This is a genomic window from Lentibacillus populi, assembly GCA_014642895.1.
In the GTDB taxonomy this organism is placed as follows: Bacteria; Bacillota; Bacilli; order Bacillales; family Amphibacillaceae; genus Lentibacillus_C; species Lentibacillus_C populi.
Genome location: BMJD01000054.1, coordinates 1 through 25,168, shown reverse-complemented (window position 1 = coordinate 25,168; position 25,168 = coordinate 1). Strand labels below are relative to the sequence as shown.

Annotated in this window: 19 protein-coding genes, 2 pseudogenes and 1 other annotated feature; of the genes and pseudogenes, 14 read left to right on the top strand and 7 right to left on the bottom strand. The window is 38.0% G+C overall.

What is annotated here, in order from left to right:
* The first annotated feature begins 198 nt into the window (after positions 1 to 198).
* On the top strand, positions 199 to 2,211 hold the full coding sequence (locus IEX12_RS20495; protein WP_371871389.1) for a serine hydrolase domain-containing protein: 2,013 nt from the start codon (positions 199 to 201) through the stop codon (positions 2,209 to 2,211).
* A gap of 264 nt (positions 2,212 to 2,475) precedes the next feature.
* Here IEX12_RS20495 and IEX12_RS20490 read toward each other — a convergent pair whose 3' ends face one another.
* Genes IEX12_RS20490 through IEX12_RS20480 form a run of 3 tightly spaced genes read right to left on the bottom strand, consistent with a single transcriptional unit; the run spans position 2,476 to position 6,313 of the window.
* Entirely contained in the window at positions 2,476 to 3,549 is a 1,074-nt protein-coding gene (locus tag IEX12_RS20490) for a GerAB/ArcD/ProY family transporter (RefSeq protein ID WP_159457794.1), read from the bottom strand.
* 23 nt (positions 3,550 to 3,572) lie between these two features.
* Positions 3,573 to 4,751: a Ger(x)C family spore germination protein gene (locus IEX12_RS20485; RefSeq protein WP_188725806.1), complete on the bottom strand. Its 1,179-nt coding sequence runs from the start codon at positions 4,749 to 4,751 to the stop codon at positions 3,573 to 3,575.
* Positions 4,748 to 6,313 carry a spore germination protein gene (locus IEX12_RS20480; RefSeq protein ID WP_188725805.1) on the bottom strand — a complete coding sequence of 522 codons (1,566 nt, stop codon included), beginning with the start codon at positions 6,311 to 6,313 and terminating at the stop codon, positions 4,748 to 4,750. Before IEX12_RS20480 ends, IEX12_RS20485 begins: the two co-directional genes overlap by 4 nt.
* Positions 6,314 to 6,458: 145 nt before the next feature.
* On the opposite strand from IEX12_RS20480, the gene IEX12_RS20475 reads away from it, so the two are divergent.
* The 10 genes and pseudogenes from IEX12_RS20475 to IEX12_RS20430 all read left to right on the top strand — a co-directional run.
* A complete protein-coding gene (locus tag IEX12_RS20475; RefSeq protein ID WP_088051385.1) occupies positions 6,459 to 6,644 on the top strand; it encodes a hypothetical protein in 186 nt (61 codons plus the stop codon).
* 165 nt (positions 6,645 to 6,809) lie between these two features.
* Positions 6,810 to 7,082, top strand: a binding site (T-box leader).
* Positions 7,083 to 7,202: 120 nt separating this feature from the next.
* A complete protein-coding gene (locus IEX12_RS20470; RefSeq protein ID WP_088051384.1) occupies positions 7,203 to 8,060 on the top strand; it encodes an SAM hydrolase/SAM-dependent halogenase family protein in 858 nt (285 codons plus the stop codon).
* Positions 8,061 to 8,110: 50 nt separating this feature from the next.
* Positions 8,111 to 8,665, top strand: a complete 555-nt coding sequence (locus IEX12_RS20465) for an ECF-type riboflavin transporter substrate-binding protein (RefSeq protein ID WP_088051383.1) — start codon at positions 8,111 to 8,113, stop codon at positions 8,663 to 8,665.
* 116 nt (positions 8,666 to 8,781) lie between these two features.
* Positions 8,782 to 10,497, top strand: coding sequence for an ABC transporter ATP-binding protein (locus tag IEX12_RS20460; protein WP_088051382.1), 1,716 nt, complete (start codon positions 8,782 to 8,784; stop codon positions 10,495 to 10,497).
* A complete protein-coding gene (locus IEX12_RS20455; protein ID WP_188725804.1) occupies positions 10,488 to 11,318 on the top strand; it encodes an energy-coupling factor transporter transmembrane component T family protein in 831 nt (276 codons plus the stop codon). The genes IEX12_RS20460 and IEX12_RS20455 overlap by 10 nt, the downstream gene beginning before the upstream one ends.
* A 273-nt stretch (positions 11,319 to 11,591) precedes the next feature.
* Positions 11,592 to 12,215: a TetR/AcrR family transcriptional regulator gene (locus tag IEX12_RS20450; protein ID WP_188725803.1), complete on the top strand. Its 624-nt coding sequence runs from the start codon at positions 11,592 to 11,594 to the stop codon at positions 12,213 to 12,215.
* A 12-nt stretch (positions 12,216 to 12,227) separates the two neighbouring features.
* On the top strand, positions 12,228 to 12,779 hold the full coding sequence (locus IEX12_RS20445; protein WP_188725802.1) for a GNAT family N-acetyltransferase: 552 nt from the start codon (positions 12,228 to 12,230) through the stop codon (positions 12,777 to 12,779).
* Between the two features lie 21 nt (positions 12,780 to 12,800).
* Positions 12,801 to 14,231, top strand: coding sequence for a DHA2 family efflux MFS transporter permease subunit (locus IEX12_RS20440; protein ID WP_188725801.1), 1,431 nt, complete (start codon positions 12,801 to 12,803; stop codon positions 14,229 to 14,231).
* Positions 14,232 to 14,536: 305 nt separating this feature from the next.
* On the top strand, positions 14,537 to 14,734 hold the full coding sequence (locus IEX12_RS20435) for a hypothetical protein (RefSeq protein WP_188725800.1): 198 nt from the start codon (positions 14,537 to 14,539) through the stop codon (positions 14,732 to 14,734).
* A 145-nt stretch (positions 14,735 to 14,879) separates the two neighbouring features.
* Positions 14,880 to 15,458, top strand: a pseudogene (locus IEX12_RS20430) (YjgB family protein); the annotation flags it as partial.
* Positions 15,459 to 16,302: 844 nt separating this feature from the next.
* Here the strand turns inward: IEX12_RS20430 and IEX12_RS20425 are convergent.
* The 4 genes from IEX12_RS20425 to IEX12_RS20410 all read right to left on the bottom strand — a co-directional run bounded on the left by IEX12_RS20425 (position 16,303) and on the right by IEX12_RS20410 (position 20,783).
* Positions 16,303 to 17,064: a YibE/F family protein gene (locus IEX12_RS20425; RefSeq protein WP_188725798.1), complete on the bottom strand. Its 762-nt coding sequence runs from the start codon at positions 17,062 to 17,064 to the stop codon at positions 16,303 to 16,305.
* Positions 17,064 to 18,170, bottom strand: coding sequence for a YibE/F family protein (locus IEX12_RS20420; protein WP_188725809.1), 1,107 nt, complete (start codon positions 18,168 to 18,170; stop codon positions 17,064 to 17,066). Before IEX12_RS20420 ends, IEX12_RS20425 begins: the two co-directional genes overlap by 1 nt.
* A gap of 406 nt (positions 18,171 to 18,576) precedes the next feature.
* Positions 18,577 to 18,969 carry a penicillinase repressor BlaI gene (blaI, locus tag IEX12_RS20415; RefSeq protein ID WP_088051377.1) on the bottom strand — a complete coding sequence of 131 codons (393 nt, stop codon included), beginning with the start codon at positions 18,967 to 18,969 and terminating at the stop codon, positions 18,577 to 18,579.
* Positions 18,970 to 19,010: 41 nt separating this feature from the next.
* Entirely contained in the window at positions 19,011 to 20,783 is a 1,773-nt protein-coding gene (locus IEX12_RS20410) for a BlaR1 family beta-lactam sensor/signal transducer (RefSeq protein ID WP_188725808.1), read from the bottom strand.
* Positions 20,784 to 21,290: 507 nt separating this feature from the next.
* Between IEX12_RS20410 and IEX12_RS20405 the strand changes: the two genes are divergently transcribed.
* The 3 genes and pseudogenes from IEX12_RS20405 to IEX12_RS20395 all read left to right on the top strand — a co-directional run.
* Positions 21,291 to 23,303, top strand: a complete 2,013-nt coding sequence (locus IEX12_RS20405) for a penicillin-binding transpeptidase domain-containing protein (protein ID WP_286171323.1) — start codon at positions 21,291 to 21,293, stop codon at positions 23,301 to 23,303.
* 150 nt (positions 23,304 to 23,453) lie between these two features.
* Positions 23,454 to 24,395, top strand: a complete 942-nt coding sequence (gene bla / locus IEX12_RS20400) for a class A beta-lactamase (RefSeq protein ID WP_088051374.1) — start codon at positions 23,454 to 23,456, stop codon at positions 24,393 to 24,395.
* Positions 24,396 to 24,857: 462 nt separating this feature from the next.
* A pseudogene (locus tag IEX12_RS20395) lies at positions 24,858 to 25,073 on the top strand (AAA family ATPase); the annotation flags it as partial.
* Between the last annotated feature and the right edge of the window lie 95 nt (positions 25,074 to 25,168).

Sequence of the window (25,168 nt, the reverse complement as noted above, 5' to 3'; positions counted from 1 at the left end):
GGGTGTTTTTTGTATTTTTTTGATTTGTTTTTGATAGTAAACCCTGATTTGATATGGGTTTGAACGGATTTTTTTACTCCGAAACTTGAGTTAATAATAATAGACGAGAGGGAATTAATAATGAAAAGGAAAATTTCGGCGATCGTTGCTTGTGTAGTCATTGCTTCTGTGGTCATTGCTTCTGTGGTCATTGTTTCTATGCTTTTTGTAATACCGATGACCCACGCCCCGGATAAGAAGGATAATATAAAGGAAAGGGCTCACAGTATGGCATCGGAGCTCGTATCCAAGTATGATGTAAGTGGTATACAGTATGCAATCAACGATAACGGCTCCATTACTTTGTCTGATAGCGCTGGTGTCTATGATAAAGCTACCAATACACCGGTAACCAAAGAAACGATGTTTGGTATTGGCTCGGTAAGCAAGTTGTATGTAACTGCTGCAACGATGATGCTAGTTGATGCTAATAAAGTTGATCTGGATAAACCACTTACAACGTATATCAAAGACTTTACAATGGCTGATGAAAGATATAAAGAAATTACACCACGTATGCTAATGAATCACTCGTCAGGACTTTATGGTACTCACTACGGGAATAGTATGCTATTCAATGATAATGATACCAAAAACCATGATGAATTACTAGTAAGATTACAATCAAGTAGATTAAAATCAAAACCTGGTGAGTATTCCGTGTATTGTAATGATGGGTTCCAGCTGCTTGAAATATTGGTTGAACGAGTAAGTGGTTTAAGCTATACCAAATTCCTTGAAACCTATATTAGCAATCCGTTAAATTTAAGCTCTACAAAGACACCGCTAGACAATTTTGATAGACAAAGGCTGGCAAAAACTTATTTTCCTACGATAGATAAGGCTTTACCCGTTGAGAATGCCAATGTGATTGGAGCAGGAGGTTTATATTCGACTGCAGAAGAATTAAGTACGTTCTCAGAAGTATTAACAGGAAAACGAGCAGATATTCTATCTAAAAAATCAGCAAAAGCTATGCAAAATCCTGAGTATAAAAAAGGAGTGTGGGTTTCTGACGAGTCCAACAACACTAATTATGGGCTTGGCTGGGATGCCGTTAGCTTGGCACCGTTTAATGATTATGGGATAACTGCATTATCCAAGGGTGGAGATACAATCATGTATCATGCCGATTTGATTGCAATACCAGAATATAATATCTCTATAGCGGTGCTCTCATCCGGTGGCAGCTCAATTTACGATACGATATTTGCATCTAATGTGTTATTAGAATACTTGAAGGAGAAAGGTATTATTAAAGATATTCTACCTAAAAAAACATTTGAGCCTTCTAAACAGGTGGAAATGCCCTCCGATTTACTCTCTTATTCTGGATTATACGGCACAGTGGATTCAACAATAAATATTGATATGAATAATGGCGCAATTAAATTACCTGAACTTGAAGGGCTTATACCAGCACAAAAATATGTGTATACCGGCAATGGAAAATTTAAAAACAGCGATGGCAGTGCGGTAGTAAGCTTCGACAAACAAACAAATGGCAAAACATATTTAAAGCTCAATGCATATTTGGATTTTCCGGGAATTGGCCAGATGAATATGGTAACCTATGAATATCAAAAGCTGGATGTCAATCCTTTAAATGATCAAATTAAACAGGTATGGGAAAATAGAAACGGGAAAAAGTACTATGCTTTGGATGAGAAGATCACTTCCATTTTCTATCTAGATCCATCGGTTATAACAAGAAATATATCGGTTGATCTTGATCATGGATATGCAAACGGCACTAAAATTATTGATGAGAATAAAGCAGTAAACGCTGTCGAAATACCAATTATGGCCGGAAGAGATGTGTTTGATTTAAATTTTTACAAATTGCAACAAGAAGAGTATTTAGAAATTGATGGATTCTCCTATATTAGCGAAGATGCGATAAAACCAATCTCAGGAAAGAAGATGTCGACTTCTACAATAAAACCTGATGGCCATGCCAGGTGGTATAAAATTGATGAACAATCAGCCAATCAAAAAATGACGGTTGATGCCCCAAAAAGTGGAGGATTTGCTGTTTACGACAAAGAGGGAACAATTGTAAATTTCTCAAGGGCAAGCGATAAAAATTCAGTAGTACTACCAGCAGATGGGTTGATTGTTTTTGGTGGCAATGTTGGAGATGTATTTAAAATCAGTTTGGATAGTAAGTAAGGCTTAGGATATCGCCAACGACGCGGTTATCTTAACTAGTCACAATGGATGATGACTTTACAGTTTTCAATGTAAAGTCATCTTCAGCAGGTGCTTGATTTTATCTCTGTCAAGTTGGAGGATATCCGCGCTTATCAGGATTGTAAAAAGGTAATGTGAATATGAGACCTTTTTCACACCTAAATTACTCTAATGAGCAGCAAAGCTAGGAAATGATTAGCGAAGCTGAGGAACGAATCCCCCCTTCTATGATTAACTTTCAAGTCATTTTTGTTTTTCCTTTTTTTTCACTATTTGCGAGATGAATAACAATAAAAAGGGAATTGGAAACAGGACAATCATGTATGTATATATGTTAATTGCTTCAGTAATACGAAAATGTTCTTTTGAAAGATAAAGGGTACCGAAAAAAATAAGAACAACGAAAAGAGAAAACAGTATTCGTTTCACCCATTTCGAGGAATTTGCCGATACGCTCATATTGTAGGCAATCCGAAAATAAAGACTACAGCGGATATACGTACCGAATGTCATTAAAATCATGCCATAAATATCAAAACGATCAATAAACCCTAAGTTAATAATTCGTACAATTTCCGTTGCCGGATACGTAAAATTATCAGCTTGTCCCAGTCCAAAAATCGTAACGACACCGGTTATTGTCGAAGTCATCATCAGTGCATTTAACAATATCCCGATGATCCATAATAAAAACAATCGTTTTTCGTGAATATTTTTGATTGGTACACATAATAACAACAACAATTCAATCCAAATGCTTATAAGAATTAGAGTACCCCATAAAGCTGGACTCCAACCAAATTCTAACAAAGGCTGGAGTTCACTCCATTCTTTTTTTGGAGTATCCATCAACGTAACAGTATGACCTGTGATCAAACTAATTAAGGCTAACACACCTGCGGTTAGTGCAATTCGTTTAATGCCCTTTGTGGCTGCATAGAAGAAAAAGATTAAAAACCAGATGAGAATGGCCATTCGAGGCGTCTCAGGCAAAAAATCAATAAAAACAACATCAACTAAGGCGGAAAACGAGAGCACCGTTAAAAATAAAAAATAGAGAATAAAAAGCACGACAATGATTCTTCCAAACCATTTACCTAAAAGAAGGGAAAACATCTCGGAAATAGTAATGTCCGGATGGTTCAATCTCAGTCGATAAATAGCATATGCAAATGCAAATGCAGCTGGAAGTGAGAGAAGAACGGAAATCCAAGCATCTCTTCCAGCTACATCGAGCATTATCGGGAGAATAAGGACATGTCCCATAACAGGAAGTGTCATGATTAATAAAAATAGCGTCTCCCATTTTGTTAACATATTTTTTACTCCTTTATAGAAATTCATTTTGAAAATGGATAGGGGTTGTTGTATGGTTTTCGATGTTCACGAGGATCACTTTCGTTAATCAGCCCTTCATGGGTAATGTTGGCATCGACATCGATAGATATCTTTGCATTAGCAAAGATATCATTCCATTCCGAATGAATAGTTTGCCACTGTTCTGGATATGTTCGATGTGTTTCTAAGCCAATTTCAGTAATATCTGTTTCTAATTCTTTTTGTAATTTTTTTAAGGTGGTATGAATTTCATTTTGAACGTGATGAGAGACCTTTTTTTCAATTTCTTTAAAGAAAGCTTCGTTACTTATTTTTGTCGTCATATTATCTGAAAGTGTACCTTCAATCTTTGTTTGGATACCCACGTTTAACTGCCTTCCATTTAAAATCGGTTTCGTTTTTGTTTTTGCTTTCGTAATTTCTAAAGAAACTTTCTCGTTTTCATCAAGGGAAACAGTAGTGCTTCCACCCTCGACATGATTTAAGAGCCAATTCAGCCCCATCGTTTCTTCAGTGTTAAGCTTGCCCACCATTTGATTGTTTTTGATGACTGCTGTTCCGTCAATTGAGGTGATGGTTTGTTCACCTGCCTTTTTAATTGAAATCATTGGTATGTAGGCATTAGGAATAGGTCCTTCGGTTAACTTATAAAATTCACGAAGTGTTAATGGTGCATATTCGGCAATAAATTGCGTTTGCTCTAAAGCAGTCACAAGCTCAAGAGAGGTAAGATTCTCATACAGGGTCGGTGTGCTCAAAATGTCGCTTGGATCTTCTTGCGTTACAAATGGGTGACTGTTTAAGCGAAACATTTGGTCACGACTAACACTGTCGAGCACTTGAAAAAAATTCCCTTTTGCTAACCTTTCACTAATTATCCATGCACGGGCATGTCCGAATTGAAGGCGCCGTTTTGCATACCGAATCAATTCACGAGCTCCCTCAAGAAATGTATCAGCGTTTTTTTCTAGTATGATATGTTGTCCACTACCTTTACCCCCACCTTGACCTCCTTCTTGATTACTTGTTGGTTTAATGATTTCAACGCTTATTTTTAATTGTTCGTCTGACTTATCCAGACCAACTCCGTGGACGAGGGCTGTTTTATCAAGCTCTTGGTTGTTCCAGCAACCTGTTAATAAAAAGAGGCTGCAAATCATGATGAAGATCGTTCGTATCATTGTTTATCACCTGTTTTTGGTAATGACTTCATTCTTGTTGTGCGTTTATTTGGTATACTTTTTGGTCGCTGTTTCAGCAACTTCGTTGGAAAACGGATAATACCGTCCTTCCAATCTTGAAAGTGGCTTGGTGAAAAGGGTGTCATATAAGGAACCCCAAGTGATGTTAATGACACCATATGGGTTAACAGACCCAACATAGCCATACACAATCCATATGATCCGAACACGCTACTGGCAATGAACAAACCAATACGTATTAATGCAGTGACATCCGCGATTGGCGTAATGACGAAGGCGGCTATATAAGATATGGAAACTATAACAATTGTCGGGGCTCCGACAAGTCCAGCCGATACGGATACATCTCCCAAAATTAAGGCACCAACGATGCTTAAAGCAGATCCGAGTTGTTTGGGCAGTCTAACTCCAGCCTCACGAACAACTTCAAACATTAAGATCATCATAATGACTTCCATCGCAAGTGGAAACGGAACCGTTTCTCTTGCTTGAATAAGTGGAACAATCATATCTGAGGGAATTAACGATTTATTAAAATTAAGGACAGAAATATATAAAGCAGGAAAAGAGATGCTGATAAAAAAAGCTAAAAAGCGCAGTAAACGAATGAATGAGCTATAATAAGGACGAGAATTATAGTCCTCAATGTTCTGGAAACTTTCGAGAAACAAATGTGGAACATATAAACAGAATGGGTTTCCATCAATTAAAAGCAAGACTCTTCCTTCCATTAATAAAGCTGCTGCCTTATCAGGCCGTTCCGTATTGCCAATTGTCGGAAGGATTGAATATGGGTGATCTTCAATCAATTGTTCAACATCTCCTGAACTGCTAATTGAATCCACCTTTATCTTATCAAGCCGATGCTTGACTCGTTGTACAAGGTCAAGGTCAACGATGTCCTTTATATAAGCTATCGTAACACCCGTTTGACTAAACTTGCCGATTTCTATTGTTTCGAATCGCAAAGAAGGGTGAGCAACTCTACGGCGAAGCAAGGAAACATTTACTCCCGTTGATTCGATAAAACCTTCCCTTGCTCCTCGCACTGCCTGTTCTGTATCGGGTTCTTCGATAGCTCGAGTTTCAAATCCTTCGATAGTAATTAGTAACCCATTATTAAAACCATCAACGATTAGTAATGCTTTTGCCTTTAAGATTTGAAAAACCGCTTTTGAAAGATTGTCTTCCAAAGTGGCTTTTTTTGTCGAAAGTCTTTCCTGAATCTGTTTTAAATCTTTATTGAGTTTTTCTTGCAGCGGATTTTCGATTAGTGGTTTCAGTACATTGTCACGTTTTGCATCTTCTTTAACTAACCCATCAATTGCAACTAACATGGCACTAAGCCTGTCACCGTTTTGTAATTTAATTGTGAATTTAGTAAACATAACATCTTGACTTGTACCTAACTGCTGTCTTAATGTTTTTTCGTTTTCGTTAATATTTGTTGAGAACGGCTGCCACTTATCATTAGAGTTGCCTTCTTTTTGCCTTTCCTTCATATTTTTTAGTAGCTTTTTGATGTTAGCATAACGCTTCATTTAAACAAGCTCCCTCGTCCATACTTATCACTATTATTAGTCAAGCAGTCATAAATATGTAATGCTTTTAAGTACGAGAAGCAGGCATTACTATTGATAAGTGAAGCAGCCTCAATAGAGATTAAAGCCACTTGAACGTGAGATTTTGGATGGCTTTAAAGGAATAGTAAGTTCAGCAGATTCAGAGGAAGCTGCAGCAGGTGTAGACCAAACAGCAGCATCTGCTCAACAAGCTAGCGGGTCAATGGAGGATGTTGCCGGAAGTTCAGAATATCTAGCTAAATTGGCTGAAGAATTAAATGGATTGGTTGGACGGTTTAAGTTGGATTGATTATATAAAAGAAAGCAGGGTGATTCATATCTGCTAACGTTTCAGATTAAAAAAGAAAAGATATGGATTTTTATCATGTTTATCAGCCTGTATTTAAAATTTTTCTTGCATTCCTGTAAAGCCTTCCGTATAATGTATCTAAATTATAAAAGAATACCTGCACGTGAAAAGACGTTGAAGAGGAAAGTAGGATACAGAATTTTTACACAGAGAGCTTCGGCAGCTGAAAAGAAGCAAAAAATGCGTGTCTGAACAATGGCCTCGGAGTTGCGGTGCTGAACATGTCACATGGACACTAGTAGGTTCCGACGAGATTTGGTACTCGTTACCCATACCACAGTATAAAAAGTCCCTTGTATTTGCGTACTTGTAGAGGCTGTTTGCGTGAGCAGACAGTGAAGTAAGGTGGTACCACGTATATTCAACCACGTCCTTACCGTTATTCGGTAGGGGCGTGGTTTTTTAATTCTCTTTTACGATGGTAGGGAATTTTATAATCACAAATAGCTTGGCCAGCTAGAGTATGCTGGCAATAAAAATCATCAGGAGGTTGTTCAAATGAAACGTAATTTAGTTTTGCAAACAGATTTTGGTATTAGTGATGGTGCAGTAAGTGCGATGTATGGTGTTGCCAATACCGTGGACCCCGAAATCCGTATATTTGATCTAACTCATGACATTCCGCAGTACAATATATGGGAGGGTTCCTACCGGCTATATCAAACAGTCAATTATTGGCCGGAGGGTACTGTATTTGTTTCTGTTGTGGATCCGGGTGTCGGAACATCACGCCTCAGCATTGTCGTAAGAACAGCTGCTAACCAATATATCGTTACACCTGATAATGGAACACTTACTCATATAAAACAGGATATCGGTATTGTTGAGGCTAGAATCATTGATGAAAACGTGAACCGATTGCCAAACTCTGGAGAGTCTTACACGTTTCATGGCCGCGATGTGTACGCATATACAGGAGCTCGACTAGCTGCCAATGTAATCTCTTTTGAAGAGGTAGGGCCAAAAGTTGGTGTCGATAATATTATTGAACTGACCAGACCGAAAGCATATCTGGAAGGTGAAGTGGTTTTCGGGAATATTGACATCCTGGATATTCGCTTCGGCAATCTTTGGACGAATATTGGACGGGAGTTATTTATTGAATCAGGGGTGGAATACGGCGATTCACTAGAAGTGACGATTGAAAATAACACCCATCAGGTTTATAAAAATATCATGACATATGGACGTTCCTTTGCAGATAGTCATTTGGGAGAACCATTGTTATACGTAAATTCATTGGATAACCTAGGAGTTGCTATCAATCAAGGCTCATTTGCCAAAGCATATCATATCGAAACAGGTGCTAATTGGAAAATAACGATCCGCAAAATTTCGCGTTTGATCAGCAACTGACACGGTGTTATAAAATAGTAAAATATAATAAAAAAGGGGAACCGAGAAGGATGGAAAAAAATAGTTTATCCATTAAAACAATTGTAGCAATTGGAATTGGAGCAGCAGTATTTGTCATTTTGGGGAGATTTGCTTCGATCCCAACCGGAATTCCAAATACAACCATTGAAACATCGTACGCATTTTTGGCGCTTATGGCTACGATATTTGGACCAATTGCCGGAGGGTTAATAGGCTTGATTGGGCACGCGTTAAAGGATGCTGTTTTTTACGGAGCGATTTGGTGGAGTTGGGTAATCGTATCGGCGTTTGTGGGCCTTTTTATCGGATTATTTGCAAAAAGGCTGAATGTTGAATCAGGAATTGCCGGTTCCAGACAAATAGTTACATTCAATATTGTTCAAGCAGCTGTGCAAGCAGTTGGCTGGTTCTTGCTTGCACCAATTTTGGACGTAGCGATTTATGCTGAACCAGCCAATAAGGTTTACTTACAAGGAATCGTTGCAGGTCTGTCAAATATCGTTACTGTTGGGGTTATTGGAACCATTCTCTATGTCTACTATGCAAAAACACGTAGTCAGAGTGATAGTTTGGCAAAAGAATGATAAGCTGGACTAAGAGGATGTCATGGAAAATCATGGTGACTTCATGCCTGCTATGGATTCAATAGATTTGTTGCTTGTTCGACACAAGAAATATACAACATTATCAGGGAGATAGTATGAAAAAGCCGATTATTCAATTTAACCAGTTTACATTTAAATACCGAAGTCAAGTTGAGCCAACACTTAAAAATATTAATTTGAGTGTTTACGAAGGGGAAAAAATTTTAATCGTTGGACCGTCCGGCTCTGGAAAAAGTACACTAGCTCATTGCATTAACGGGCTGGTGCCTTTCTCGTATAAAGGAGAGTTGGAAGGTAGTCTACGAATAAAAGAGCAAGAGACAAAGGAACTTGATATTTTCACCGTTTCCAAAGTGGTCGGTACCGTTCTGCAGGATCCGGATGGCCAGTTTATCGGTCTTTCCGTTGGCGAGGATATTGCTTTTGCCCTTGAAAACGATGGTGTTTTGCAGCCTGATATGACAAAGCAAGTGATGGATGTGTCACGTCTAGTCGATATGGAAAGTAAACTGGATGCCTCGCTACACGAACTATCCGGTGGTCAAAAGCAAAAAGTTTCCTTGGCGGGGGTTATGGTTGATCATGTGGATATTTTGCTTTTTGATGAACCTTTGGCAAACTTGGATCCAGCAACAGGAAAACATGCGATTTCTTTAATTGATCAAATCAAAAAGGAAACCAATACGACCGTCCTCATTATCGAGCACCGCTTAGAGGATGTTTTACATGGAACGGTTGACCGTGTGATTGTCATGGATGAAGGCCAGATTGTCAGTGATTCGACACCAGACGATTTATTAGCCTCTCCAGTCCTTGAATCGGCCCATATCAGGGAGCCGTTATATATTAAAGCAATGAAATATGCTGGCTGCAAGGTAACACCAGCGATGCAACCGGCACATCTAAATACACTTCAGATAGACTCATGGAGAAAACACTTAGTGCAATGGTTTGAGGCTGTGAAGCAACCCGAAGATGATACAAAAAAAGACGCGGTGGTACTTGAACTGGATCAAATTTCATTTCGGTATGAAAAAGGGAAAAATACCATTGATCAGCTGTCTTTTCTCGTGAGCAAAGGGGAAATGATTAGTATTGTCGGTAAAAACGGTGCTGGAAAATCAACATTATCCAAATTAATTTGCGGTTTTGAAAAAGTCCATTGCGGCACCATTCGTTTACATGGCAAAGATATTACGGGCGATAGTATCAGACAGCGGGCTGAGCGAATCGGTATGGTAATGCAAAATCCCAATCATATGATCTCTAAACATATGATTTACGATGAAGTGGCATTAGGACTAGTCAAACGAGGATTCAAACAGGAGGAAATAAAGTCCCGGGTTGACACTACCCTACGAATCTGCGGCTTATACCCATATAGGAACTGGCCGATTTCCGCTTTGAGCTTTGGCCAGAAAAAACGGGTTACGATTGCTTCGGTGCTTGCACTTAATCCGGATATACTGATTCTCGATGAGCCTACTGCTGGACAGGATCTCCGACACTATACGGAAATCATGGATTTTTTGCTTGAATTGAACAGGCAGGGTGTTACGATCCTACTAATTACACATGATATGCATTTAATGCTGGAATATACACCAAGGGCGATTGTAATTGCGGATGGGAAAATAATTGCCGACAAATCGGCTGTTGAAGTATTAACCGACCAAACGGTTATTCAAAGTGCAAATTTAAAGGAAACGTCCTTGTTCGGCTTGGCAAAACGCATAGGTATCGAACAGCCAGCGCAATTTGTTACCCGTTTTATCACGCACGACAGGGAGGTGCGCAAGACGTGGCAGTAGAAATGCTCTCGTATATTGAACGCGAATCTCCTGTTCATCGGCTTTCCGGTGTTACAAAACTAGTAATCTTTATGATGTGGTCTACTGCAGCCATGCTGACGTACGACACTAGAGTTTTGCTCTTTTTGTTTGCAGCAAGCATCGCCATCTTTATCGTGTCAAAGGTCAAACTCCGTGATATCGCTTTTGTACTTATTTTTATCTTGATTTTTTTACTCTTAAATAATATTGCGATTTATATTTTTTCACCACAAGAGGGGGTGAATATTTACGGTACTAGTCATGTGCTGTTTGACATTGCCGGACGATACAATGTGACAATAGAACAGCTATTTTATCAGTTTAATATTACGTTGAAATATTTTGTTGTTATTCCTGCAGCTCTTTTGTTTATTGTTACGACACATCCAAGCGAATTTGCCGCCTCTTTGAACCGGATGGGCGTAAATTATAAAATCGCCTATTCCGTCTCATTGGCCCTTCGTTATATTCCTGATATCCAACGTGACTTTCGGATGATTGCCCAATCCCAGCAAGCACGAGGGATTGACCTGTCTAGAAATGAAAAGCTTGTTAAGCGGGTGAAAAATGCCGCCGCAATTATTATGCCGTTAATATTCTCCAGCCTCGAGCGGATTGAAACAATTAGCAATGCTATGGAGTTAAGGGGATTTGGCAAGAAGAAAAAACGAACCTGGTATAGTACGAAGGCTTTCAGGCACGCGGACTACCTTACGCTTTTTATTGGTTTGGCTATTCTGGTTGTCTCCCTTTACATTACATTTCATGATGGGGATCGATTTTATAATCCTTTTTGTTAGGTAGCGTAGCGGAGCAAATTGTTTTGCCTTCTCTGCGTATTATTGAGCTGAAGTTTAGGACAGGTCCTCCTCTTTAGCTTGATTGCCCCAAAGAAATTTTAATGTTCGACCACTTTTTGTATGGCCTAACAAGATTTAATAAATATGTGAGTTTGGTTTAATTTTCTATAATTTAAGGTTGAAACTATACACATGTGTCGGTTATAATTTAATTAACAAACCGACACATGTGTATAGTTTATGTGTTGTTTATCTTAAAGGAGATGATATTTAATGGCCCCTAAAGTTAGTGAGGAATATAAAAAAAGTAAAAAAAGAGAATTGATAAAGGCAGCCAAGAAAGTGTTTATCCGAAAAGGGTATATCCATACATCGATGCAAGATATTATGGATGAGGCGAGGATTTCTAGAGGTGCATTTTACGGCTACTTCGATAATATCGACCATGTTTTTATAGAAGTCCTGAAATTTGATGATCAACAAGATATTCAGTTTTTTGTATCACCTGATGCAAGCCCTCTGTGGCCCCGTATAAAGCGTTGGATTGAAGATCAGCAGTTTCATATTGAAGCGATTGATCAAACATTACTGTATGCAAAGGCTGAATTCTTTCTATCATCTCAGTATGTGAAGAATAAAGATAATTTTCCTTACATTTCTGAACGTTACAATCAGACAGCCGGAGCTATTGAAAAAGTAATTAATGAGGGTGTTCGTAGAGGAGAATTTAAGATTCAACTGTCCGCTGCATCTATTGCTCGATATCTCATTTCATTCATAAATGGCTTAATGTTGGACACGTTTCAATTGGGGCATGAAAAAACAAAAGTAAAGGATCAATTATTCGTGCTGCTTTTTTCTTTAGAAAAGATGATTAATCCAGTACATGAAAAATAAGGAGTGAACATTATGTTATTTGAATCATCAAGGGTTAAATTAAGAAAAATGACAATAGAAGATGCAGACCTTTACCATACATGGAGAAATGATATGGAGGTTATGCATTCTACCAACCCGTCTTTAGATGTATATCTAATAGAAGAAACCAGAGAATTTGTGGATAAAGTTATCTTGGGATCTCCATTTGCCAAAAGCTATATCATGATCGAAAAGGGGGATAAAAGACCAATTGGCATTATATCATTAATTAATATTGATTATAAAAACAGAAATGCTGAATGCATTATTGATATTGGAGAAAAAGAGTATTGGGGGAAAGGCTATGGTTCTGAAGGATTGAAATTACTGCTGAACTATGTCTTTTATGAAATGAATCTACACCGGGTCTCCCTTAAGGTATTTTCATTTAATGATAGAGCTATTCATTTGTACACGAAAATGGGTTTTAAACAGGAGGGAAACAGTAGGCAAAGCCTATTTAGAGAAGGTGAATGGTATGACATTATTCATATGGGGCTTCTTCAGAATGAATACTTCGACCAGCAGAAAAGAAACGCATAGATTAGATTCTTTTTTAGGAGGTTGTATATGGAAGCAACACAGAGACAAGAAAAGCAATTTAATGTAATTCCCATAATGATTTCTTTATTAATGGCGGGTTTTATAGGTTTATTTTTCGAAACAGCCTTAAATATGGCTTTCAGTGATTTAATGCGGGTGTTCTATATAAATGCGGCTACAGTTCAGTGGTTAACGACTGGTTATCTATTAACTATTGGCATTTTGGTGCCCATCTCAGCACTTCTAATTCAATGGTTTTCAACGAGGAAGCTATTTATCACCTCTGTTATCTTTTCAATCTTAGGTACCATAATCTCTGCAATTGCCCCAATTTTTGGGATATTATTGATGGGTCGAATGCTTCAAGCTATTGGTACAGGACTGCTCCTTCCATTAATGTATAACGTTGTTTTAGTGATTGTTCTTCCTAAAAAAAGGGGAACAGCCATGGGTTTAATAGGATTAGTGATGATGACGTCACTTGCACTCGGTCCAACGATTTCTGGACTGGTGATTGATACCCTCAGTTATCATTGGTTATTTTGGTTAGCAATTCCCTTCTACATTATTGCACTGTTGTGTAGTGTGTTCTACATGCAAAATGTTTCTACAGTTACAAAGCCAAAAATCGATCTATGGTCTATTCTGTTATCGACAGTTGGCTTTGGAGGAATGGTTTATGGTTTTAGTGGTGTCGGGAAAGGAGAAAGTACATCAATTGTCATTGTGACTTTAATTGTAGGTGTTTTATCTCTATTTCTATTCTCTACAAGGCAGTTTTCGATTAAATCTCCCATTGTCAATTTAAGGGCTTTTAAACAACCGATGTTTGCGCTAGGCGCTCTAATGGTGGTAGTTAATATGATTATTATCTTAACGGCTAATTTACTCTTGCCTATTTACCTTCAAGATGGTATGGCTTTCACCGCCTTGATAGCAGGACTTATTTTACTTCCGGGCGGGATTTTGAATGGGATCATGGCACCTATTAATGGTCGGTTATTTGACCGATTTGGACCGAAGTGGTTAGTGATTCCCGGATTTATCATAGCCTTTGTAGCACTTTGGTTTTTCTCCACGATTGAATCAGGCACGTCTGTTAAAGTGATAATCGGACTGTATATGTGCTTGATGCTTGGTACTTCAATGGTTATGATGCCAGCACAAACGAATGGATTAAATCAGCTTGATGCAGATCTTTATCCTCATGGTTCTGCGATCATTAATACGATGCAGCAAGTGGCAGGAGCCCTTGGAACGGCTACAGCTGCAACAATGATGACGGTTGGACAACAAAGTTATTTAGCTAATGTCGCTGCCCCTGCAAATGCTGGAAATATAGCAGCTTCTCTTACGGCAGGAGTGCAAAACGCTTTTATTTTTGCAATGGTGGTGGCAGCTATTGGGTTAGTTTTAGCATTTTTTATCAAGCGTGTAAAAGTTAGGGATTGAACTGCACTGATCACTATTCTCAACGACCTCAAAGGTTCCAGGTAGAGCGTTATTAACGAATCAATCTTTTGTAAGTTATTTTCACTCATTAATAAACGATTGATTGAAACAAACAGCAATTCTTTGAATAGCTTGTATTTTTAGAACGGACTACGAAAGAATCTCCTAGATACGAATAGAACTGAAAGGTTTTAATGAAGATAGCAAAAGTAAAAACTCACATTCACGAGCGACTATCATATCAAATCAATTAGAATGGGACGCCTATTTACGTGTTTATTATAAGGATAATGAAGTGATCACCAATGAAGAGAAAAAACGTGATGACTATCAAAAACCCCGGACAATTGATGGGGATGGTAAGGATTCCCAAAATAGATGATCATTTCAGCATTTTCAGTATCCTGCCAATAATTTTGGTGCCATCTGTCCAGTTAATGGAATTAATCCAATCACTGACAGGCTTTCTGCAAGGCATAGAAACACCGTCTGATTTTTTGTAAGTGGTTGAGTAGAGGATGATTTAAGGAAACGCTCCGTCTTACAAAATTGTAAGGGAAAGAAATGGTAGCGATACACCCAGTAAAGTTAAATAAATATCGTAAAACTATAACGATTCTTATAAATATACCAAAGGGAAAGATGAAAATGCTTTTAAAAAAACCATTGACAAAGGTGATTACAGCTTCATTACTGACGGGTTCTATATTAGGCATGGGAACGTTATCAGAAACCGTTGTACATGCAGCATCGACGGAGGCAGCTACCTCCCATACTACAAATCAAAGTGCAATTAATACTTTGCATGATATCTACAATGCAGCCGATAAGGGTGAAATGCCGGGAAATGTTCAAGGGCTTAAAATTAATAACAGTACCAAAAAGGATGTTCACCACAAGTTAGGCGATCCTGAGAAAGTTGACAATCAATTTGATTTGTATGGCTGGGAAATGGGGCAACCCGGATACGGATTTGCTTATAACAAAGACAACACTATATCAGAAATACGGAATTTCGGTACAGGTGTAGAACGGCAAACAAATCTCGGAGGTATTACACCTGACCTATTAGGAGAACAGTTGGGCCTTGCTGATAAAATTCTTAAAGTTCCAGGTACAGATGAAACGGATTACGTTTATAAAACAGGTAATTACGAACTTCATTTTGTAATTGGTGACAACCCGGTTATAGATGGTTTTGATCAAACTGTGAATCACGTGAACTTAACCACCGGTACTAATAAGACACATCTTTCCAGTGGAACTGCTGCTGCAAAATACTTAAAACATCAACTAAAAATGGATAACAATGAAGATATCGTATTTAGTGATATGGGTGGAGATCTAGAGACAGACAAAACAGGATCATACTACACGATAAAGCTAACCTCTAAATCAATGCAAAAAAAGGGAGGTACTGGAACCGTAGGCTTATATAAGGTATATCAAGATGGTACCTACAAGTTAAAAAATTAACCCGTTCCACTATTTATAATAGTAAATAACTCACTATAAAACTAGATTGCCTCAATGGCAATCTAGTATCCACAGATATTATCAGCGAGGAAAATTGGAACCCTGCCGTAACGAAGTTGAATTTTGTGTACACTGAATGGAGGAAACTGATTAATGAGTATTCCGAATCCAAACTCGATTCCCAAGTACCAAATTATGCGGATGTGTCCCTGGTGGGCGGCAATCTCAAATCTTTGTACCCACAATGCCTATCACGCGGATAAGTATGGTTCATTTCAATTCCTTCTTGTATATTAATTCATACCAAGTATAATATAGCAAGGTCACTTATGTTAAGCAGGCACTTTTTGTATCCAAGTACCCATTTAGTAACCTTAGATAATTCATGGCCTGACAGATATACATATCATACCCATTAAGGTTATTTCATAATCCAAATTAAACTAAGAGAAGGAGAAGATAAGCCCATGAGAGGGAGGATGGCTGTCTCCGGAGCATGAAATTTAAGGAATAGTTATATTAATCATCCCAACTCTTATTCAACTATTTAGTCAATATAGAACGCTTTCTTGTCAAAGTTAGTTTAAATAACTCATTATTTATCTCTTGTTTTTACTAAAAAATAGGCAGTAATCCAGGCGGTAATCGGAATAATTATAGCAACACCAATTCCAGCACAGAGTATATTTATCATTTCAGCACTAAATACTTTTGAATTTACGATTTCTCCAAAAGAATAGGATAAATCTTTAAACCAGATAAGCAATCCTAGATAGCTTCCAAAGAAGGCAAAAAATAACGTATTCGTATCTGTTCCCAAGATATCTCTCCCAATACCTAATCCAGATGTAAATAAATCTTTCCTGCTAATGAATGGATTATGATTACGTATTTCACTCATCGAAGAAGCAATAGAAATGGCGACATCCACAATGGAACCTATTGCACTCATAATAATCATCGAGGCTCCAATTTTAGTAAAATCTACCCCAATATAAAGGGAAAACACGCTAATTTCCTCTATTTCCTCTTCGCCAAATCCCTGAAACATCGATTTTTCTGTTACGATGACAATAAAAAAGAGTAAAATAACAATGGTGATCATCGTAGAAATAAAAGCTGTTTTTGTTTTACGGTTCACTTCGTTAATATAAAATAGATTAATACAACTAATCAACGTACATGCAATTAATGTTAAGATGATTGGGTTAACATTTGGCACTGTCATAATAATGATGGTAAGAAGGAGCACACCAAAATTTAAGAATAAAGCAACAAAAGACCGTACTCCTTTTTTTCCGCCAATAAGCACCATCAGTATGAATAAAATAGCTGCCAACCATACTAATACATTCATTATCTTGCCCTCTTTCGATTAACAAAAAAAATAGAAGTATATAGACCTATCGGAATAGTTAACACGATCCCAATACCACCTGCCAAAGCTCGTGCCAATTCCAATGACAGGTTCATGGAAAGGGTAAATGTCAATGAAGAAGCATTATTCAAATACAAAATAAGCATTGGAATCGAACCACTTATATAGACAAAAAACAAAATATTTGTGATGGTTCCCATAATATCTTTCCCAATATCCATTCCAGAAGTTTTAAGTGCTTTTACCGATATGTTGTTATTCTTTTCATACAACCCAAAGATAGAAGAGGACATGGTAATGGCTACATCCATTACGCCTCCTAAAGATCCAAGTAATAACCCTGCCATAAACACCATCCGATAAGGACGGGTCAGAAATTGCATCTCTTCATATCGCAGGCCATTTTCGGAAGTCAAGCCCATCACAAGATAGGTAATGAACAGCGAAAGAAAAGTTCCTATTAGTGTTGCAACAATTGCTGCATATGTTTTTTCATTAAAACCGCTAACGAGTAACAAAGAAATGATAGTAAATAAAATAGCACTGATACCGCATATCCATAATAAACGCGTGCTTTCCGTATTCACATAAACATCCAATGCATAGAATAACAAAGCGGCATTAACTGCTAAACTAATGATAGAAAACAGCCCTTGCTTTTTCCCAACGATAAGTAACGTAAAGATAAAAATCCATCCAATAATTAGTACGTATTTATCACGTTTAACGTCTTTTATGCTTCCAGTTAATTCGGTACTTTCTTCTGTATTCTTGTCAATCGAAACAAACAATTCATTCCCAACATGATATTCTTGATCATAAGCTCCGGACGATGAATACTTATTCGTTAAATGGATAAGTTGTCCTTTTTCTTCTCCATTTTTCAGTTCAGCCGTTATCCGCTGCGTGAATAACTTATCTTTATTATGATGTTCATCTGTTACTTCCGCTGTATCTACCAGCTTCGTTTCGATTACTTTGGCGATTGGACGATCATAGAATGAATAATTATGATTAACAAAAACAACAGAGGCGACAAAACAAAGTACTAATATGGTGTAGAAAATAATTTGTTTGTAAGTCATTTTTTTTAATATGTTGACGATAACATTCAAAAAAACCCCTCCAACTGCGGGATGGAATCTAGTGTGATACCATTTGAAGATACTTGTTTTAACAGCCGATTGCAATTTTTATAGTTATTTTCAAAAACAGCAGATCTTCAGCACAGGAGCCTGACCTGGAATGGTATGCAGTTAATAATGGACTTAGAATAACAGGAATGTTTTCAAATCGTCAAGAGAATCTCTCCCAATTTGTTTCATGTTATGGTTAGGAGGAAGATTGAGATAAGCCTGCTACTTATTTTAACATTAAATATTAGCTGAAAAATATTGAAAATAAATCTTGACTCTCTCGTTTACGCAGCTTATTAACTTCAATTGAAAAGACGTGCTAGGATAAGCACGTCTTTAATAGCCTTTACTAACTTTATTTGCTTTTCTTTTCTTTAGGCTTTTCATCCAAAATGGAACGTAATTCTTTAATATCCTCTTCTGATAAAGAATCCTCCTGAATGAACTGAACTAGCATTGACTTTAACGTCCCACCATAAATTCGCTTAATAAAGGACTGTGCCTCCGCGTGCTGGCAGTCATCCTGAGAATAAAGCGGATAAAAAGTATAGACTTTCTGGTCTTTATTTACACCGACTACTTTTTTTTGGGCAAGGCGGTCCAAAAGTGTTCGTACTGTTTTCGGCTTCCAGTCCGTTTGCTCCTGCAGGGAGGAAATAACTTCGTTAGCCGTTTGCGGAGCCTTTTTCCAAAGTACATTCATGACTTCCCATTCTGCTTCTGAAATACTTGGTACTTTATCTGACACGCTAACACTCCTCCTGCCTTACCGATTTTTTTATTAATTCCTTAATAAATACCTTTATCCCGCAAAATAGATTTCGTTATCTCCGCTGCCTTACTTCCATAGGAATTATTTTCATTTTGTATATTGGTTGCAAAGAAATAGGTATCTTTTTTGGTCTCGACATATCCAATGAACCAGCCGTTAATGTTTTTACCATTGACACTCCCTGTGCCAGTTTTTCCGGACAGCTGTGCACCATCTTTTTCCTCTAATTTGATGATCTCTTTAACGGTTTGGATATTCTTGTCCTTAAATCCAAATTTGTTTGTATAAAAAGCCTTTAGTAGTTGAACCTGTTCAATTGGAGAAATCTTCAACGAAGACTCGATCCAATATTGGGTTATTCCACCTGAAAGATCGTAATTACCATAGTCTATTTGTTTCAGATAAGCTTGAATGGTATCCCGATGGACCCTTTTATCCACTTCTTGAAAATACCAGTTCACGGAATTTTTCATTGCTGTAGATAAATTTTGATTCCTATTCCAAGCGTCATAAGGATACTGTTCACCGTTCCACTTAATTGTGGAACTTTCCCTTGTTATAACATTTGACTCTAATGCAAACAATGCACTATAGATCTTGTAAGTAGAATTCGGAGAAACCCTTAATGTGCTTTTATTTTCATTATAGATACTATATTGATCAGCTTGCAAATCATATAAAACAAAGCTTCCCTCATATCCGGCAAAATAGTTGCTTAGATCCTCGTAAACTGTTTGTTCTCCCGCAAAGTCGTAATAATTATCCTCATAAGCAAATACAGAAACGATTGGAATCTGACTTGCAACAAATACCCCCGAAAGCATAAAGATGGCAATGCTTTTCAGTTTCAACCGCTTTGTTTCAGAAGTAAAGGAGGCAATACGTTCAATACGTCTTTTGATTTGTTCCTTGGAACCGTTTAGCTGATTTGCCAATGGGAAATACCTCAGTCGGGAGGATCTATCAACAAAATTAATAATCGTATTCCCATACTTCGCGTAAGAATGCTTATTCAAAGAATTTAAGACAGCAATATCACAAGCTATTTCGCGATCCAATCTCATTTCCCTGAAAGCAACCCAAACAAAAGGGTTAAACCAGTATAAAATTTGATAAAAGACGATCAGGTAATTCGTGGCAATATCTTTATATTTATAATGATTCAGTTCATGTAAAAAGATGTATTTGATATCCTCCATAGACAGCCATTCCTCAAAATGACTTGGCAGGACAACATAGGTCTTAAAAATACCAAAAGTCAATGGAGATTTGATAAGTGGTGATTCCCCGATAATCAAATGTCTCGATATATTTAAACTTCGCTTGCATTGTTCGAATAAAGCTAGGATTTCTTTATTTTTTAAGCTGGATGTAGTGCTTTTAATTCGCTTTAATTTTAACCAAGCATGGATTGACAAAGCAATCATAACCAATATCCCTATCATCCATATACCGGCCAAAATTTCGCTCAGGAAGGTCAGGTCGAAACGATTTACTGATATCGCAAAGTCCTGCATCCAATTTTTGCCTTTTGACGCATGATCCCCAGCAGAGGCAATAGCATCATCACCTGATACATTGTTTTGAAGACTATCCCATGAAAAGTAGTTTCCAAAATCAAACAAATGATTTGGTATAAAAGGAAGTGTCAATGCAATCAGCAAAAGAAACCAGAGATTATATTGCCATTTCGCGGATAATTGCTTTTTGAACAGTTTCCGAAACAGCATAATGATCGCAACAGTAAAAGAAGACACGATAAAACTTATGACAAAGTGGGTAAAAAACATGGCGTTCGTCTCCATTTCCAGACCTTTCCCGTCCTGTTTAAAAGATTTATGAATTTTCTATAAAAAAATAAGGTATTCTCAAACTTAACATAAAAATTACGCGTTTCACCTTATTAGTTTACCAGTCTATTTGTTATTTGTGAACAAGTATATAGGAATGGTATGAATCAAGTTTTTATTGTTTTTATAGTTTCAAATTTGAAGCTGTTTCAAGACTTACGACGGGGTTACGAAGCTTTTAAACTAGCACCAGCAGGGGTTGGTGATCCTCCTAAGTTTAATAAAAGTTGACATAATTAGATTACAAATGTAGTATTATATTACACGTGTAGTCCAACGCTTTAAAAAACCAAGATTTTGTGCAAAACAAATAATTGCTGTAGATCATGTGCCCACCTATTGCAGAGAATCGAGTGAACATTAGGAAATGTTTCGCTTACAAATGTAAGTAGTGCGTATTGGATGTTACATATAGTATTTAGAACGTTTGTAAAGGGGTTGGAAGGGTTGAAACGATTTTGGATAGGCATCATCATGGTTGTGTTTCTTGTCGTTATAGCAGGTTGCTCAGATAAAGAAAAACCGGAGGATGCTTTGAAAGCATATCTTGCCAATTGGGAGGACATGAATTTTGAAAAAATGTATCAGAATCTGTCTCAGCAATCTAAAAAGGAAATCAGGAAAAAGGAATTTGTGGAGCGTTATAACGATATCTACAAAGGAATTGAGGCTAAAAACTTACAGATAGATGGAATAGTTGACAGCAAAAACGAAGAGGAAACGAAAGGCGATTCTGTTACCTTCAAATACCATGTGAAAATGGAAACGGTGGCTGGCCCTATTGAATTTACCTATCACGCGACTTTAGTTAAGGAAAAAAATGAATCTGACCGGAACTGGTTCGTGGAATGGAAACCAGCGCTCATTTTTCCTTCTCTGGAAAAAGGGGAAAAAGTGGCAGTAGAAACATTAGAGGCAGCGAGGGGAGAAATCAGCGACAGAAACGGAAGCGGGCTTGCGATTAATGCTAAAGCTAACGTGATTGGAATCGTACCAGAAAAACTTGGCGATGAAACTGCAGATTCTAAAGAAAAGTTATCTGATTTATTGGGAATAACAACTGATGAAATAAACCAAAAGTTAAATGCTTCATGGGTAAAACCTAATTCATTTGTTCCGCTTGCAACATTGCCACCAGACGAAGAAAATCTTCAACCTTATTTTGAAATTCCCGGGGTGGCAGCTCAAGGAAAAATTGTTCGCACTTATCCTTTTGGAGCTTCGACAGCCCACTTAACGGGTTATGTACGTGAAGTCACTGCAGAACAGCTTGCCGAATTGCAAGAGAAAGGATATGCCGCAGGGGACATCATTGGAAAAACGGGACTGGAGAAGATTTTTGAGGAAAAGTTAAGAGGGAAAAACGGGGGTCATATTTATATTAAGAAATCAGATGGAAGCTTTAAGGAAACGTTGGCAAAAGCCGATCCTGTTTCAGGAGAAGACATTCAGTTAACGATTGATGCCAATCTTCAGCAGGAAATATATGATCAATTGAAAGGAGACGCTGGGACTGCTGCAGCTATAGATCCAAAAACAGGAGCGGTTTTGTCGTTAATCAGTTCGCCATCATATGACCCAAATGCTTTCATTAGAGGGCTTTCCGACGAACAATGGAAGGAATGGAGCGACAATCCCGAAGAACCTTTTTTAAATCGTTTTACCAATCGTTATGCGCCGGGTTCGGTGTTTAAGACGATTACAGCAGCTGTAGGATTAAAGTCAGGCGTAACGGACCCGGAGAAAGTCAGACATATTGAGGGGCTCCGCTGGACAAAAGATAAGTCATGGGGTGATTACTATGTTACACGCGTCCATGACAAAACTTCCGTCAATTTACGTGATGCGTTTGTTTATTCGGACAACATTTATTTTGCTCAAGAAGCACTTGAAATGGGGAAAGACACCTTTTTAACCGAAGCAAAAGCATTCGGCTTTGAAGAAGAACTTCCCATTCCATTTTCTATTGAGCCTTCCAAACTTTCAAATGACGGGATAAATAGTGAAGCACAGCTTGCTGACTCTGCCTATGGCCAGGGAGAAGTCATGATGAGCGCCCTTCATCTTGCATTAGCTTACACGCCTTTTGTGAACGAAGGTGATCTGTTATCGCCTTATCTGTTGAAAGATGAAGGAGAACGAACTGTTTGGAAGGAAAATCTAATTGAACCGAAAACCGCTGAATTAATCAAGGGAGATTTAATCCAGGTTGTTGAGGATCCGAATGGTACGGCTCATGGTGCTTATATTCCCGGCATGACTATTGCAGGCAAGTCTGGTACAGCCGAAATCAAAAAAAATAAAGATGACAAAAAAGGTACGGAAAATGGCTGGTTTATCGGCTTCGACACAGAAGATAATGAATTACTGCTGGCAATGATGATCGAAGATGTGAAAGAGCTTGGTGGCAGCGGTTACGTCGTTCCGAAAGCAAGGGACGTTTTTAAATCATTACAGTAGCTATTTCATTATATAAGAGTTATGGGATAAGAGCAGCTAAGATAAGTTATGCAAATCCATACACCATTGTGGAAAGGATGAAGGAACTAACTATCAAAAGTTAGTGATCAGTAGATATAGTAAAATTTTTAGAAAGAGGTTGGATTTTAAATGAGTTTATGGAACGCGATTTTTAGTAAGGTTAGATTAAAAAAAGCCGTACCTGTATTCCTTCTCTCGGGTGTCATGCTTACGGGTTGTTCAGAGGATAACACCGACCCTGCTCAACTTGGAGAAAAAAATCAAGAAACCGTAAATACAGATGTTTTTGCTAAACTCGAGGATAAATTTGATGCTAGACTTGGCGTCTTTGCCCTGGACACTGGCACAAATCAAACCGTAACATATCGATCAGATGAGCGTTTTGCATATGCATCTACGCATAAAGCTTTAGCTGTTGGAGCACTGTTACGACAAAAATCAATAGCGGATCTTAACCAAAGAATTACGTACACCCATGATGATCTTGTCAATTATAATCCAATTACCGAGAAGCATGTTGATACGGGAATGACGCTTAAAGAGCTGTGCGATGCTGCTCTCCGATATTCTGACAATACTGCGGAGAATCTGATACTTGAGCAACTTGGCGGCCCAAGTGGACTTGAACAATCACTTAGGGAGATTGGTGATAATGTTACTAATCCGGAGCGATTTGAGCCAGAGTTAAACGAAGTAGAGCCTGGCGAAACCCGGGATACTAGCACACCAAAAGCGCTTGCTGCCAGTCTTCAGGCTTTTACGATCGGGGACGCACTCCCAGCAGAGAAACGCTCGATTTTAACAGATTGGCTAAAGAGAAGCACCACTGGAGATACATTAATTCGTGCGGGAGTACCAAAGGGCTGGGAAGTTGGCGATAAGTCTGGATCGGCATCATATGGAACGCGAAATGACATTGCTATCATTTGGCCGCCAAAAGGAGATCCTATTGTCCTTGCTGTACTTTCTAGTCGCGATAAAAAGGATGCTGATTATGATGACAAGCTTATTGCGCAGGCAGCAAAGGAAGCAATCAATATTCTTAAAGTAAATGATAAGCAGGAAGGGTAAAGTATTAATTTAATTTTTAAAAGCTCCAAAAAACATGTAATCCCATTCCGATTTTAGGACAGAATTAAAATAAAGCAGTTCAGTTTGACCCCTTCGCATATGATCATCTGAAGGGGTGTTTTTTATGTCGAAATGAAAGAGAGTATTTAAAGACTAATGTGTGAAATTTAGGGGTAGGAAACCCGGAAATAAGAGAGAACATGGATGTGGAACGTCACAAGGAAATAACACACTTATTTTTGTATGGTATTTTTGAAAACAGGACGGGGGAAGAGTAGGGGTAGTATCCCTGTCGCGTAAAATATAGATCATGATCAGGAAATAGGGTCTTTGATTGATGGACGAGCGTCTAAACCTTTAATAAAAAAATCGCGATTTATGGTAAAGTGGAGATAACACCGATCGCAGGTATTACGGGAAATCAATGCTTTTAAAATAAAAAAGGAAATCGCAGGTGATAACATGTTTTTAAAGAGGGTTGAACTTCAGCATGAACTTATTCCATCTTTTAATGAATATCCTTTTTCTATTCCTTCCATCAAAAACCTTTATCAGCTAGATTTGACACAAAACAACGTGACATTTTTTGTTGGTGAAAATGGTACAGGTAAATCCACACTGTTAGAAGCAATCGCGGATAAATGTGGATTTAATACAGCTGGTGGAGGACGGAATAACTCCAGATTAAGCCCCACGCTATGCGTGGGAGAACAAAAGTGGAAGTACCTTTACGTATGATAAAAAAATCCCCCTCTGGTATAATGACAAAGGTT

What these genes read in the sequence shown, in the direction of transcription:
- IEX12_RS20460 (WP_088051382.1), top strand. Translation starts at nt 8,782, where the DNA reads ATGAAAAAGCCGATTATTCAATTTAACCAGTTTACATTTAAATACCGA.
- bla (WP_088051374.1), top strand. Translation starts at nt 23,454, where the DNA reads ATGAGTTTATGGAACGCGATTTTTAGTAAGGTTAGATTAAAAAAAGCC.
- IEX12_RS20480 (WP_188725805.1), bottom strand. Translation starts at nt 6,313, where the DNA reads ATGAAGCGTTATGCTAACATCAAAAAGCTACTAAAAAATATGAAGGAA.
- IEX12_RS20420 (WP_188725809.1), bottom strand. Translation starts at nt 18,170, where the DNA reads ATGACTTACAAACAAATTATTTTCTACACCATATTAGTACTTTGTTTT.
- IEX12_RS20470 (WP_088051384.1), top strand. Translation starts at nt 7,203, where the DNA reads ATGAAACGTAATTTAGTTTTGCAAACAGATTTTGGTATTAGTGATGGT.
- IEX12_RS20445 (WP_188725802.1), top strand. Translation starts at nt 12,228, where the DNA reads ATGTTATTTGAATCATCAAGGGTTAAATTAAGAAAAATGACAATAGAA.
- IEX12_RS20465 (WP_088051383.1), top strand. Translation starts at nt 8,111, where the DNA reads ATGGAAAAAAATAGTTTATCCATTAAAACAATTGTAGCAATTGGAATT.
- IEX12_RS20485 (WP_188725806.1), bottom strand. Translation starts at nt 4,751, where the DNA reads ATGATACGAACGATCTTCATCATGATTTGCAGCCTCTTTTTATTAACA.
- IEX12_RS20435 (WP_188725800.1), top strand. Translation starts at nt 14,537, where the DNA reads ATGAAGAGAAAAAACGTGATGACTATCAAAAACCCCGGACAATTGATG.
- IEX12_RS20425 (WP_188725798.1), bottom strand. Translation starts at nt 17,064, where the DNA reads ATGAATGTATTAGTATGGTTGGCAGCTATTTTATTCATACTGATGGTG.
- IEX12_RS20410 (WP_188725808.1), bottom strand. Translation starts at nt 20,783, where the DNA reads ATGTTTTTTACCCACTTTGTCATAAGTTTTATCGTGTCTTCTTTTACT.
- IEX12_RS20495 (WP_371871389.1), top strand. Translation starts at nt 199, where the DNA reads ATGCTTTTTGTAATACCGATGACCCACGCCCCGGATAAGAAGGATAAT.
- IEX12_RS20450 (WP_188725803.1), top strand. Translation starts at nt 11,592, where the DNA reads ATGGCCCCTAAAGTTAGTGAGGAATATAAAAAAAGTAAAAAAAGAGAA.
- IEX12_RS20490 (WP_159457794.1), bottom strand. Translation starts at nt 3,549, where the DNA reads ATGTTAACAAAATGGGAGACGCTATTTTTATTAATCATGACACTTCCT.